The organism is Streptomyces asiaticus (assembly GCF_018138715.1).
Taxonomy (GTDB): domain Bacteria; phylum Actinomycetota; class Actinomycetes; order Streptomycetales; family Streptomycetaceae; genus Streptomyces; species Streptomyces asiaticus.
In genome coordinates, this window is the sequence record NZ_JAGSHX010000006.1 from 7,875,721 (window position 1) to 7,888,133 (window position 12,413).

Annotated in this window: 12 protein-coding genes; 11 read left to right on the forward strand and 1 reads right to left on the reverse strand. The window is 69.1% G+C overall.

Annotated elements, in window-relative coordinates; translation table 11 throughout:
• The first annotated feature begins 141 nt into the window (after positions 1 to 141).
• The 11 genes from KHP12_RS41540 to KHP12_RS41590 all read left to right on the forward strand — a co-directional run bounded on the left by KHP12_RS41540 (position 142) and on the right by KHP12_RS41590 (position 11,704).
• Complete coding sequence (locus KHP12_RS41540; protein ID WP_086883056.1) at positions 142 to 1,311, forward strand: glutathione-independent formaldehyde dehydrogenase; 1,170 nt, start codon at positions 142 to 144, stop codon at positions 1,309 to 1,311.
• Between the two features lie 319 nt (positions 1,312 to 1,630).
• Positions 1,631 to 3,550, forward strand: coding sequence for a molecular chaperone DnaK (gene dnaK, locus KHP12_RS41545; protein ID WP_210609064.1), 1,920 nt, complete (start codon positions 1,631 to 1,633; stop codon positions 3,548 to 3,550).
• A 10-nt stretch (positions 3,551 to 3,560) separates the two neighbouring features.
• Entirely contained in the window at positions 3,561 to 4,139 is a 579-nt protein-coding gene (locus KHP12_RS41550) for a nucleotide exchange factor GrpE (RefSeq protein WP_210609062.1), read from the forward strand.
• Positions 4,140 to 4,146: 7 nt separating this feature from the next.
• The gene (locus KHP12_RS41555) at positions 4,147 to 5,115 is read left to right on the forward strand and encodes a DnaJ C-terminal domain-containing protein (protein ID WP_211834348.1); all 969 of its coding nucleotides are present in this window, start codon (positions 4,147 to 4,149) and stop codon (positions 5,113 to 5,115) included.
• Positions 5,112 to 5,480: a chaperone modulator CbpM gene (locus tag KHP12_RS41560; protein WP_037965935.1), complete on the forward strand. Its 369-nt coding sequence runs from the start codon at positions 5,112 to 5,114 to the stop codon at positions 5,478 to 5,480. Before KHP12_RS41555 ends, KHP12_RS41560 begins: the two co-directional genes overlap by 4 nt.
• Positions 5,471 to 8,134, forward strand: a complete 2,664-nt coding sequence (gene clpB / locus KHP12_RS41565) for an ATP-dependent chaperone ClpB (protein ID WP_086881918.1) — start codon at positions 5,471 to 5,473, stop codon at positions 8,132 to 8,134. Before KHP12_RS41560 ends, clpB begins: the two co-directional genes overlap by 10 nt.
• A gap of 6 nt (positions 8,135 to 8,140) precedes the next feature.
• Entirely contained in the window at positions 8,141 to 8,605 is a 465-nt protein-coding gene (trxA, locus tag KHP12_RS41570) for a thioredoxin (RefSeq protein ID WP_086881919.1), read from the forward strand.
• Positions 8,606 to 8,610: 5 nt separating this feature from the next.
• Positions 8,611 to 8,874, forward strand: a complete 264-nt coding sequence (locus tag KHP12_RS41575) for a UBP-type zinc finger domain-containing protein (protein ID WP_030830983.1) — start codon at positions 8,611 to 8,613, stop codon at positions 8,872 to 8,874.
• Entirely contained in the window at positions 8,874 to 10,676 is a 1,803-nt protein-coding gene (locus KHP12_RS41580) for an FAD-dependent oxidoreductase (RefSeq protein ID WP_086881920.1), read from the forward strand. The genes KHP12_RS41575 and KHP12_RS41580 overlap by 1 nt, the downstream gene beginning before the upstream one ends.
• A 22-nt stretch (positions 10,677 to 10,698) precedes the next feature.
• The gene (locus KHP12_RS41585) at positions 10,699 to 11,196 is read left to right on the forward strand and encodes an Hsp20/alpha crystallin family protein (RefSeq protein WP_086881921.1); all 498 of its coding nucleotides are present in this window, start codon (positions 10,699 to 10,701) and stop codon (positions 11,194 to 11,196) included.
• 73 nt (positions 11,197 to 11,269) lie between these two features.
• Positions 11,270 to 11,704: a DUF2267 domain-containing protein gene (locus tag KHP12_RS41590; RefSeq protein WP_244202807.1), complete on the forward strand. Its 435-nt coding sequence runs from the start codon at positions 11,270 to 11,272 to the stop codon at positions 11,702 to 11,704.
• A 47-nt stretch (positions 11,705 to 11,751) separates the two neighbouring features.
• Here the strand turns inward: KHP12_RS41590 and KHP12_RS41595 are convergent, their stop codons facing one another.
• A complete protein-coding gene (locus KHP12_RS41595) occupies positions 11,752 to 12,201 on the reverse strand; it encodes a DUF1931 family protein (RefSeq protein WP_086881922.1) in 450 nt (149 codons plus the stop codon).
• Positions 12,202 to 12,413: the final 212 nt, after the last annotated feature.

Consider the following 12,413-nt stretch of genomic DNA (forward strand, 5'->3'; position numbering starts at 1 on the left):
CCGTCTCTCACGGAACGCGCCGCCATCGCAGCGGGCCGCAGGACATGACGGCCTCGCCACCCTTCCATCCACCATCATTCGCGGCCTCGGGCCGGGTGACGGCAGTGGTCGCATGCGTGTGGTGGTGAGCGAGGAGTGATCATGAAAGCAGCTGTATACGAAGGACCACGGAACGTCGCGGTCGAGGAGAAGCCCGACCCGAAGATCGAGCACCCCTGCGACGCGATCGTCAAAATCACCACCACCAATATCTGCGGCTCCGATCTGCACATGTACGAAGGGCGTACGTCGTTCGAGAAGGGCCGCATCTTCGGGCACGAGAACCTGGGGCAGGTCATCGAGGTCGGCTCGGCGGTCAGAAAGCTCAAGGTCGGCATGTATGTGGTGCTGCCGTTCAACATCGCCTGCGGCTTCTGCAAACAGTGCGAGCGCGGCTTGACCAACTACTGCCTGACCATGCAGCCGGAGCCCTCGGCCGCCGGAGCCGCTTACGGCTTCGCGGACATGGGGCCGTACCAGGGCGGCCAGGCCGAGTTCCTGCGCGTGCCGTACGCGGACTTCAACGCGCTGCGGCTGGGCGAGGACGCCGAAGAGCGCCAGACGGACTACGTGATGCTGGCCGATATCTTCCCCACCGGCTACCACGCCACCGAGATGGCGGGCGTCAAGCCCGGGGACCAGACCGTCATCTACGGTGCGGGTCCCGTGGGGCTGATGGCGGCCTACTCGGCGGTGATCAAGGGTGCTGGACGGGTGTGGGTGTGCGACTTCCACACCGATCGGCTGCGCAAGGCCGAGGAGATCGGCGCCATGCCGATCGACATGCGCGAGCAGGACCCGGGTGAGGTCATCAAGGAAGCCACTTTGGGGCTCGGCGCCGACAACGGCTGCGAGTGCGTCGGCTACCAGGCCCATGACCCGTCGGGCCACGAGGACGCCTCCCGCACGATGAACAGCCTGATCGAGAACGTCCGCTTCACCGGGTGCATCGGCGTGGTGGGCGTGTTCGTCCCCGAGGACCCGGGCGGCAGGGAAGCCCAGCCCCAGATCGGCGACTTCGAGGCCAAGGGCCAGGTGCCCATCGACTGGGGCAAGCTGTGGTTCAAGGGCCAGAAGGTCGGCACCGGCCAGGCACCGGTGAAGAGGTACAACCGCCGGCTGCGCGACCTGATCGCCGGGGGCAAGGCCAAGCCCAGCTGGGTGGTCTCCCATGAGCTTCCGCTGGACCAGGCCCCCGACGCCTATGACCACTTCGACCGCCGGGACGAGGGCTGGACCAAGGTCACCCTGCACCCGGACGGTTCCGGCTGACCCGGCGGCCGGGCGCCGCTGTCCCGGTGCCCCCGAGGCCCACGGGGCCGGGGCGCATCCTGGCCGCGCGGGGCGGCCGTCCTTGCCCGGGCCGGCCTGGGAAGCGGCGAGCCGGTCTGCCCGGGTGTGGGTCGCCCGGATCGCGCCCGCTCGTACCTGTCCTCGGTGGCGGTCTGGGGCGGCGAAATGAGACCCCACAAGCGCGGGCGTTCGTGCGTCCGATTTGTCACCCTTGGGGAGAGAGCCTGCTAACCGATCCCGCTTCCGCGGCCGTCTGGGCAGTGCATGTGGCCCGGGGCCGCCCCTGGAAGGAGTTGCCATGGCCAAGGCAGTCGGTATCGACCTGGGTACCACCAACTCGGTGATCGCCGCGTGGGAAGGCGGTGAGGCCTCGGTCGTTCCGAATTCCGAGGGAAGCCGCACCACACCGTCGGTGGTGGCTTTCACCGATACCGGTGAGCGGCTGGTGGGGCAGTTGGCCCGGCGCCAGGCGATCCTCAATCCCAAGGGCACCATCTACTCGGCCAAGCGGTTCATCGGCCGTCACTATGACGAGGTTTCCGACGAGGCCAGGGCGGTGGCCTATGACGTCGTCCCGGACGAGGGGGGGCTGGCCCGCTTCAAGGTGGGTGAGAAGCTGTACTCGCCGGAGGAGATCAGTGCGCAGGTGCTGCGCAAGCTGGCTGACGACGCCGGGAAGCAGCTGGGGGAGCGGGTGACCGAGGCGGTCATCACGGTGCCCGCGTATTTCAACGATGCTCAGCGCAGTGCGACCAAGGATGCGGGGGAGATCGCCGGTCTGAAGGTGCTGCGGATCATCAACGAGCCGACCGCGGCTGCCCTCGCCTACGGTCTGGACAAGAAGGGTCATGAGACTGTCCTGGTCTTCGACCTCGGTGGCGGCACCTTCGATGTGTCCATTCTGGATGTCGGGGACGGGGTGGTGGAGGTCCGCTCCACGGCGGGTGACAGTCATCTGGGCGGGGACGATTTCGACCGGCGGCTGGTCGATCATCTTGCCGATGGGTTCCAGCGGGAGAACGGGATTGATCTGCGTCGGGACCCGCAGGCGTTGCAGCGGCTCTTCGAGGCCGCGGAGAAGGCCAAGACCGAGCTGAGTTCGGTGGCCCGGACCCAGGTCAGTCTGCCGTTTATCACCGCGGATGCTTCCGGTCCGAAGCATTTGACCGAGACGGTGATGCGGTCCACGTTCGAGCAGATCACCGGGGATCTGGTGGAGCGGTGTCTGGGCCCGGTGCGGCAGGCCATGGGCGATGCCAAGGTGGGTGAGAGTGATATCGATGAGGTGATCCTGGTCGGTGGCTCGACCCGGATGCCCGCTGTGCAGGCTCTGGTCCGCCGGATGACCGGTGGCAAGGAGCCGAATATGAGCGTCAATCCCGATGAGGTGGTGGCGCTGGGTGCGGCGATCCAGGCCGGGGTGCTCAAGGGTGAGGTCAAGGATGTCCTGCTGCTGGATGTGACGCCGTTGTCGCTGGGTGTGGAGACCCGTGGCGGTGTGATGACGAAGATCATTGACCGGAACACCACGATTCCGGTGCGCCGCACTGAGACGTTCTCCACGGCTGAGGACAATCAGCAGGCTGTGGACATCGTGATCCTTCAGGGTGAGCGTGAGCGGGCTGCTGACAACCGGGTGCTCGGCCGGTTCCAGCTGACCGGTATCCGTCCGGCGCCGCGTGGTGAGCCGCAGGTGGAGGTGACCTTCGATATCGACGCCAACGGCATCCTCAACGTCACGGCGCGGGACAGGGACACCGGCAAGGAGCAGTCCGTTCAGATCAGTGAGACGGGCAATCTCGACCGTGGGGAGGTGGAGCGGATGGTCCAGGAGGCCGAGCGCAACCGTGGTGAGGATCAGGCGCTGCGTGAGGCGGTGGACGCGCGCAATGAGCTGGATGCCGCCGCTTACCAGGTCGAGAAGCGGCTCGCTGAACTGGGCGACGCGGTGCCCTCCCATGAGAGATCGCGCGCCGAGATGCTGGTGCACGATGCCCGCGAGGCGGTCAGGGACGAGGCCGGTGTCGATCGGACCAGGCCGCTGGCCTCCGAGCTCCAGCAGGTCTACGCGGGGCTCCAGGCCCACGAGCCCGCGGGCGCGGGTGCCGGCGCGGCAGGCGGCGAGGCCGGACCCGGGGGAGCGCAGGGCTCCGGGCCGGGTCAAGACGGTGAGGGCGTCGACGAAGACGTGATCGACGCCGAGTTCGACAAGGGCTGAGGCGGCTGAGGTGTCCAACCAACCACAGGAGCGCTCTCCGGTGCCGGAGAGCGAGCAGGATCTGCCCACTCCCGAGCGGGACCAGTCGGGTCCGCCCCGGGAGCCTGGCCCGGACGCGGCCGGAGGGCCCGTCCCGCCTACCGGCGAGGGGGCCGGGCATGAGGCGGCTCTGGAAGAGCTCGAGGACAAGTGGCGCCGGGCCTTGGCCGATCTGGAGAATCTGCGCAAGCGCCATGCCAGGGAGTTGGAGCGGGAGCGGGCCGCCGAGCGGGCCCGTACGGCGGCGGCCCTGCTGCCCGTGATCGACAACCTCGAGCTGGCCCTCTCCCACGCCGAGGCCGATCCCGGCTCGATCGTGGAGGGCGTCAGGGCCATCCACGACCAGGCCGTGGACACCCTGTCCCGGCTCGGCTACGAGCGGGAGGCCGAGACGGGGGTGCCGTTCGATCCGGCCCGGCACGAGGTGGTCGGCGTGGTCGAGGACCCCGACGCGGAACCGGGCACCGTGGTCCAGGTGCTGCGCCCCGGCTACGGGAAGGCCGACAAACAGCTGAGGCCGGTGGCCGTGGCCGTGGCGAAGCGGGAGTGAGACGGCCATGGCACGGGACTACTACGAGGTGCTGGGGGTGTCCCGGGGCGCGGGCCAGGACGAGATCCAGCAGGCGTTCCGCACCCAGGCCCGCAAGTACCACCCGGATGTGAACAAGGACCCGAACGCCGAGGAGCGGTTCAAGGAGCTCAACGACGCCTACAGCGTGCTCTCCGACCCGAAGACCCGGGCCCGCTATGACCGGTTCGGCGAGGACTACCGCAAGATCCCCGAGGACTGGGAGGAGCGGGTCGGCGCCGGTGTCGGCGGCGGAGGCGGCGGATTCCGCGGCTGGACGACCTCCGGGGACGGGGACCGGGTCCGGTTCGTCCGTGGCTTCGGCGACGACGTCGCGGGCGGCGGAGTGGACTTCGAGGACCTGTTCGGCGCGTTCTTCGGCGGCGGCATGGGGGGCCGGGGCGGAGGCCGCATGGACATCCCCGGGGCCGACCAGGAGGCGGAGCTGCCGCTCACCGTCGAGGACGCGTACCACGGCGGCCGCCGCACCGTCACCCTGGCCGGGCCGACGGGGCAGCGCAGCTTCGAGGTCGACGTACCGCCCGGCGTCGTGGATGGCCAGCGCATCCGGCTGGCCGGGCAGGGCGGCCGGGGCACCGGTGACGCACCGGCCGGGGATCTGTATCTGCGGGTGCGGATCCTGCCGCATCCGCGGTTCCGGCTGGAGGGCCGGAACGTCCACGTCCACCTTCCGGTGTCCCCCTGGGAAGCCGCGCTCGGCGCGACCGTCCCCGTACCCACGCCCGGCGGCACCGCCAAGGTGACCGTCCCGCCCGGCACCTCCACCGGCCGCAAGCTGCGGCTGCGCGGCGAGGGCATGCCCAACCCCCGCGGCCCCGACGGCGATCTGTACGCCGAGATCCGCATCATGGTGCCGCCCCACCCCGGCGCCCGGGAGCGGGAGCTGTTCGAGGAGCTGGGCCGCACCTCCTCCTTCGACCCCAGGAGTGAGCGATGAGCACGCACGCGACCACGGCGCGGACGGACACGAGATACGCGCCCGTCCCGACCATCCACTACGACCTGGTGCCCGCCCGCAGGCTCTCGCTTGAGACCGTGGCCCGTCGCACCGGGCTCCATCCCGACCTGGTGGCGAGGTTCGTCGCCCTCGGCCTGATCGACGCCGAGCGTGACCACGCGGGGCGGCTGGTGTTCGCCCTCGACGCCCCGGCGGCGCTGGGCCGCGTCGAGCGGCTGCACACCGGGCTCTGCCTGAACTACGCCTCCATCGGCCTGGTGCTCGATCTGCTCGACCGCATTGACCGGCTCGAAGCCGCACTGCGCCGCAGCGGCGTGAGGAGTGATCAACCGTCATGGACATGAACCGTCTCACCCAGAAGTCCCAGGAAGCCCTCCAGAACGCCCAGACCACTGCGATGCGGTTCGGGCACACCGAAGTCGACGGCGAGCACCTGCTGTTCGCACTCCTCGACCAGCCGGAGGGTCTGATCCCGCGACTGGTCACCCAGGTGGGTGCCGATCCCGAGGCGATGCGCACCCTGCTGGAGGCCGAGCTGGCGCGCAAGCCCAGGGTCACCGGCCCTGGGGCTGCCCCTGGGCAGGTCTTCGTCACTCAGCGGTTGGCCCAGGTGTTGGACACTGCTGAGCGGGAGGCGAAGCGTCTGAAGGATGAGTACGTTTCGGTGGAGCATCTGGTGCTCGCGCTTGCCGAGGAGGGGTCCGGCACGGTGGCGGGGCGGGTGCTCAAGGAGCATGGTGTCACCAAGGAGGCGTTCCTGGGCGCGCTCACGCAGGTGCGTGGCAGTCAGCGGGTTACCTCTGCCAATCCCGAGGTGGCGTATGAGGCGCTGGAGAAGTACGGCCGGGATCTGGTTCTGGAGGCCCGCTCGGGCAAGCTGGATCCGGTGATCGGGCGGGATGCCGAGATCCGCCGGGTCACCCAGATCCTCAGCCGCAAGTCGAAGAACAACCCCGTACTCATTGGTGATCCGGGTGTCGGCAAGACGGCCATTGTGGAGGGTCTGGCTCAGCGCATTGTGCGTGGTGACGTGCCCGAGGGGCTGCGTGACAAGACGGTCTTCGCTCTGGACATGGGCTCGCTGGTGGCGGGTGCGAAGTACCGGGGGGAGTTCGAGGAGCGGCTCAAGGCCGTGCTCACCGAGGTCACCTCGGCCCAGGGGCGGATCCTGCTGTTCGTCGACGAGCTGCACACCGTGGTCGGGGCGGGGGCGGCCGAGGGTGCCATGGATGCCGGGAACATGCTCAAGCCGATGCTGGCCCGCGGTGAGCTGCACATGATCGGCGCGACCACGCTCGATGAGTACCGCAAGCACATCGAGAAGGATGCCGCGCTGGAGCGCCGTTTCCAGATGGTGCTGGTGGACGAGCCGAGTGTGGAGGACACCATCTCGATCCTGCGCGGTCTGCGGGAGCGGCTTGAGGTCTTCCATGGTGTCAAGATCCAGGACACCGCGCTGGTCTCCGCCGCAACCCTCAGCCACCGCTACATCAGCGACCGGTTCCTTCCCGACAAGGCCATCGACCTGGTGGACGAGGCCTGTGCCCGGCTGCGTACCGAGATCGATTCCATGCCCGCCGAGCTGGATGAGGTCACCCGCCGGGTCACCCGGCTGGAGATCGAGGAGGCCGCGCTCGCCAAGGAGAGCGACCCGGCCAGCCGGCAGCGGCTGGAGGAGCTGCGCCGGGAGCTGGCCGATCTGCGCGCCGAGGCCGACGCCAAACACGCCCAGTGGGAGGCCGAGCGGCAGTCCATCCGCCGGGTGCAGGAGCTGCGCCGGGAGCTGGAGGAGGTGCGCCGCGAGGCCGAGGAGGCCGAGCGCGCCTACGACCTCAACCGCGCCGCCGAACTGCGCTACGGCAGACTCCAGGAACTTCACGCCAGGCTGGCCGCCGAGGAGGAGCAGCTGGCCGCCAGGCAGGGCGCGCACCGGCTGCTGCGCGAGGTGGTCACCGAGGAGGAGATCGCCGACATCGTCTCCGCCTGGACCGGGATCCCGGTCTCCCGCCTGAAGGAGGGTGAGCGGGAGAAGCTGCTGCGCCTGGATGAGATCCTCCAGGAGCGGGTCATCGGCCAGGACGAGGCGGTCAAGCTGGTCTCCGACGCCATCATCCGGGCCCGCTCGGGCATCCGGGACCCGCGCCGCCCGATCGGCTCGTTCATCTTCCTCGGCCCCACCGGCGTGGGGAAGACCGAGCTGGCCAAGACGCTGGCGGCCGCGCTCTTCGACACCGAGGAGAACATGATCCGCCTGGACATGAGCGAGTACCAGGAGCGGCACACCGTCAGCCGGCTGGTCGGCGCCCCGCCGGGATACGTCGGCTACGAGGAGGGCGGCCAGCTCACCGAGGCGGTGCGGCGCAAACCGTACTCGGTCCTGCTCCTGGACGAGATCGAGAAGGCACACACCGATGTCTTCAACACCCTGCTCCAGGTCCTGGACGACGGCCGGATCACCGACGCCCAGGGGCGGCTGGTGGACTTCCGCAACACCGTGATCATCATGACCTCCAACATCGGTTCGGTCCACCTGCTGGACGGCGTCACCTCCGAGGGCGAGCTCAAGCCGGACGCCCGGAGCCTGGTGCTGAGCGAACTACGCGGCCACTTCCGCCCCGAGTTCCTCAACCGGGTCGATGACATCGTGCTGTTCAAGCCACTCGGCGAACCACAGATCGAACGGATCGTGGAGCTCCAGCTCGACGAGCTGCGCAAGCGCCTGGCCGAACGCCTGATCGCCCTCGACCTCACCCCACAAGCCCGGAAGATCATCGCCCACCAGGGCTACGACCCGGTCTACGGCGCCCGCCCGCTGCGCCGCTACATCTCCCACGAGGTCGAGACCCGCATCGGACGCGCCCTGCTACGCGGCGACGTCCAGGAAGGCACCACCGTCAAGGTCGACGGCCAACACGGCGAACTGGTGGTCACCTACGAACAGCCATCGGGCGAGCACGTCGAGGAGCGAGCCCGGCAGGAAGTCGGAGAGGCGGCGTGACCGGCCATGCCAAGCCCAACGATCAAAGCCCGGACCATCACGTGCCCCACCTGCGGACGCGCGAACAAGATCCCCGTGGCGGCCGAGGGCGCCCCTCGGTGCGGGAACTGCAAGTCGCCGCTGCCGTGGATCGTGGACGCGGACGAGAACGAGTTCGCCGAGGTCGCCGAGGAGGCGACGCCCCTCGTCGTCGTGGATCTGTGGGCCACGTGGTGCGGGCCCTGCCGGATGGTCAGCCCCGCACTTGAGCAGGTCGCCACGGAGCTGGCGGGCAAGGTCAAACTCGTCAAGGTCGACATCGACCGCAATCCGCACCTCGCCCAGCGGTTCGAGGTGCAGGCCGTGCCGACCCTGCTCATCCTGGACAAGGGGGAGCCGGTCGCCCGCCGCGCGGGTGCCGCCCCGGCGGGCACCCTGCGCTCGTGGGTCGAGCAGGTGGCGGCGGGCCGGCGGGACAGCGAGAGAGGGTGAACGCCATGGCCATCGAGCCCGATCCGCATCTGTCGATGGTGCGCCCGGTCTCTCCGCGCAGCCCCGAGGGGTGTGAGGAGTGCCTGCGGCTGGGGTCACCCTGGGTGCATCTGCGCCTCTGTCTGACCTGCGGGCACGTGGGATGCTGCGACTCCTCGCCGCTCAAGCACGCGCGCGCCCACGCCTACGTCGAGCAGCATCCCATCGTGGAACCCATGGAGCCGGGCGAGAACTGGCGCTGGTGCTACGCCCACGAGGCGCCGGCCTGATGGCAGGCGACGACCGGCCCCCCGAGGCCGCTCCCGACGAGGCGGTGTCGTTCGAGACCCCGGATCTGTACGGCGCCTACCCCCGGCTGTCGCAAGCCCAGATCGCGTTCCTCGCCGAACACGGGGAGCGCTTCCGGGTCGAGCCGGGCCAGGTGCTGGTCCGGGAGGGGGAGCGGTGTGCGGATTTCCTGGTCATCCTCAGCGGCTCCATCGAGATCGTAGAGGCCCATGGCACCCCCGACGAGCGGGTCCTGAGGGTGCACGGGCCGGGGCGCTTCCTCGGCGAGCTGGGGCTGCTCCAGGGGCAGGTGGCCTTCTACACCGCCCGGGTCCGTGAGCCCGGGGAGGTGCTGTCCCTTCCGATCGACCGGCTGCGGGTGCTGGTCGCCCGGGATCCGATCCTCGGCGACCTCATCCTCCGCGCTTACCTGGGCCGCCGCGCGCTGCTCGTCGGCGCCGGCGCGGGCTTCCGGATCCTCGGCTCGCGCTACTCACCCGACACCCGGCGGCTGCGCGAGTTCGCGGCCCGCAACCGGCTGCCGCACCGCTGGATCGATCTGGAGTCGGACGAGGAGGCCGAGGCACTGCTGCGCCGCTTCTCCATCCCCCCGGAAGAGACACCGATCGTCATCTGGCGCGATCAGCGGGTGCTGCGCAACCCCAGCAACGCCGAACTGGCGCGGCTCATCGGTCTCTCCCCTCCGTCCACCGAGGAGACCCGCAGCGATCTGATCATCGTCGGCTCCGGACCCGCCGGGCTGGCGGCCGCCGTCTATGGCGCGTCCGAGGGACTGACCACAGCCCTCCTGGACGCGATCGCCACGGGCGGCCAGGCGAGCACGTCGTCCCTCATCGAGAACTACTTCGGCTTTCCGAGCGGGATCTCCGGTTCCGACCTCGCCGAACGAGGCGACCTCCAAGCGCGCAAGTTCGGGGCCCAGGTGTGGGTTCCCGCGGACGCGGCTTTGCTCAAGCCCGAGGACGAGGGCTACTACCGTGTCACCTTGGCCGACGGCGGCGATGTGGTGAGCCACACCGTCGTGCTGGCTACGGGCGCCTGGTACCGCAGGCTCGAAGTGCCTGGCATCGAACGGGTGGAGGGGACGAGCGTCTACTATGCGGCGACCGTGTACGAGGCGCAGCAGTGCAGCGCGGACCCGGTCGCGGTGGTCGGCGGTGGTAACTCCGCGGGCCAGGCGTCGCTCTTCCTCGCACAGCGTGTCCCGCGCGTGCATCTGCTGGTCCGGGGCCCGGACCTCGGCGCCAAGATGTCCCGCTACCTCGTCGACCAGATCGAACGCCATCCACGGGTGAATGTGCTGCTGAACAGCGAGGTGCGCGGGGTGGTGGAGGGCGACGATGTCCTGCGGGCCATCGCGGTGGAGAACAACCGCACGGGGGAGCGCCGCAACCTGGTCGTGCGCGCGATGTTCGTCTTCATCGGGACCCGGCCCCGTACGGCGTGGCTCGGCGACGTGGTCGCCTTGGACGACCGGGGCTTCGTGCTCACCGGCGCCTCGGCGCAGGCCCGCGCGAGTGGCACGGTCTGGGAGGGCCAGGGCCGTACCTGTCTGGGGCTGGAGACCAGCCTGCCCGGCGTCTTCGCCGCGGGCGACGTGCGCAGCGGCTCCGTCAAGCGGGTGGCCTCCGCCGCCGGCGAAGGGGCGATGGCCATTCACCAGGTCCACGAGCACCTCGGCCACACCACCGTCGACATCGCGCGCCACCCCGATGACACAGAAGCTCCGTCCGGCCGGTTCACCGAGCCGGGCGGTGGTCACAACACATCCCCTGCCCACTAACCGACACCGGAGGTGACGGACGATGAACATGCCGGTTCGCCGACAGCAGCGAGGCCAGGGAACGGTGGAGCGACCCAGGGGCTGGGCGCGCAATCCGCTTCTGGAATTCGACGACCTCATCAACCAGATGGGTGGTCTGCTCGAATCCACGGTCGGAAGCGCGGCTCCCGCCATAGCGGCGTGGACGCCGTCCGCCGATGTGACCGAAGCCGACGACGCCTATCACGTAGAACTCGAGCTCCCCGGCGTGGACCGCAAGGACGTCGACATCGAGATCAATGGTCAGGAGCTGGCCGTCACGGGGGAGATCAAGGAACGGGAGCGCAAAGGCATCATGCGGCACAGCAGTCGCCGTACCGGTCGCTTCGAGTACCGGTTGCTGCTTCCGAGCGAAGTGAACACCGAAGACGTCACGGCGAGCATGTCCAACGGCGTGCTCACGATCACCGTCCCCAAGGCGGCGACCGCCAAGCCCCGTCACATCGAGATAACCGAGAGCAGCGAACGCCAGGGCGGCTGAGACCGCCGGGATCCGGCTCTCCCCGCGGCGGCCCCGCTCCGCCGGGTGCCGCCGCGGGCATCGGAAGGACTACATGATGGTTGCGGCAGGCTTTTCCTCGTTCGACACCATGGTCGACAAGGCCAACCATGTCCTGAAGGAGATCGAGCACGCCTATGGGTGGCCCAAGGAGCGCCGGAAGCAGTCGTACGCCGCTCTGCGCGCGGTCCTGCATCACCTGCGGGACCGGCTGTCGGTCGATGAGGCCGTGCACTTCGGAGCGCAGCTTCCGACCTTGCTGCGCGGCGTCTACTACGACGGGTGGAAGCCCGCGGAGACGCCCGTGAAATTGAACAGCGAGGAATTCTTCCGGCGGGTCCGGCACGACTTTCCGTACGCGATCGAGGGCGACACCGAGCAACTGGTGCGCACGGTCCTGCATGTCCTCGAGAACCACATCAGCGAGGGCGAGTGGAAGGACCTCAAGGCGCGTATGCCCGCTTCGATGTCCGCGGTCATGCCCTCCTAGCCGGTCCCGGCGGCCACCGCATCGCTCCCGGTATTCACAACCCGGCGTCACAGCAGGAGATTGAAGAGCGGCCAGACCGTCTCCCAGTGCTTGGTCTGCGGATTCTTCAGGTCCGGGTAGATGATCTTGAATGCCTTGGCGAGCGCCAGGCTGAGCCCGCCGACGATTTCCGGCAACCTCGCCTCCGTCGCGTCGTCGGGTGCGCGGTCCAGCGGCGGGTGCTTGACGAGCTGATCGAGGATGGGCTTCAACTCGATCTCGTGGTCGAGGTCCCGGAAGCGGTGGATGCTCTCCTGTAGCCCCTTGGTGATCGGCAGATCCCACGGCACGATCACGTCCCGGTTGTTGGCCTTCGCGACCGCCTCGGCGATGAGCAGCAGATCGTAGACTTTGGCGTCCACGAAGTCGCTGTAGCGCTTGAGGTCGTTCTTGTCGACATCAAGTCCCGCCGCCACCCGGAAGAACTGCTCGAACCTGGGTACGGACATCACCGTCATGGTCACCAACCTCCAGTCGTCCGGCGCTGGGCGTAACCCGGCGCGCCTCGTCAGCGCCACCCTCGCTCGCCGGATGCGCGACCGCATGGGCCACCAGGAACCAATCGCACGGCCCGGCCTGCTGCCGACAGGTCGGTGACCGCGCCAGGTCATGCTATGGGCGCGGCTCCCACTGCCGCGGCGACACTCGGGGAGCGCCGTGAGGAGCACTC

Excerpts from the sequence above, each read along its gene's own strand:
- KHP12_RS41540 (WP_086883056.1), top strand. The coding sequence starts at position 142 with ATGAAAGCAGCTGTATACGAAGGACCACGGAACGTCGCGGTCGAGGAG.
- dnaK (WP_210609064.1), top strand. The coding sequence starts at position 1,631 with ATGGCCAAGGCAGTCGGTATCGACCTGGGTACCACCAACTCGGTGATC.
- KHP12_RS41555 (WP_211834348.1), top strand. The coding sequence starts at position 4,147 with ATGGCACGGGACTACTACGAGGTGCTGGGGGTGTCCCGGGGCGCGGGC.
- KHP12_RS41560 (WP_037965935.1), top strand. The coding sequence starts at position 5,112 with ATGAGCACGCACGCGACCACGGCGCGGACGGACACGAGATACGCGCCC.
- clpB (WP_086881918.1), top strand. The coding sequence starts at position 5,471 with ATGGACATGAACCGTCTCACCCAGAAGTCCCAGGAAGCCCTCCAGAAC.
- trxA (WP_086881919.1), top strand. The coding sequence starts at position 8,141 with ATGCCAAGCCCAACGATCAAAGCCCGGACCATCACGTGCCCCACCTGC.
- KHP12_RS41575 (WP_030830983.1), top strand. The coding sequence starts at position 8,611 with ATGGCCATCGAGCCCGATCCGCATCTGTCGATGGTGCGCCCGGTCTCT.
- KHP12_RS41580 (WP_086881920.1), top strand. The coding sequence starts at position 8,874 with ATGGCAGGCGACGACCGGCCCCCCGAGGCCGCTCCCGACGAGGCGGTG.
- KHP12_RS41585 (WP_086881921.1), top strand. The coding sequence starts at position 10,699 with ATGAACATGCCGGTTCGCCGACAGCAGCGAGGCCAGGGAACGGTGGAG.
- KHP12_RS41590 (WP_244202807.1), top strand. The coding sequence starts at position 11,270 with ATGATGGTTGCGGCAGGCTTTTCCTCGTTCGACACCATGGTCGACAAG.
- KHP12_RS41595 (WP_086881922.1), bottom strand. The coding sequence starts at position 12,201 with ATGACGGTGATGTCCGTACCCAGGTTCGAGCAGTTCTTCCGGGTGGCG.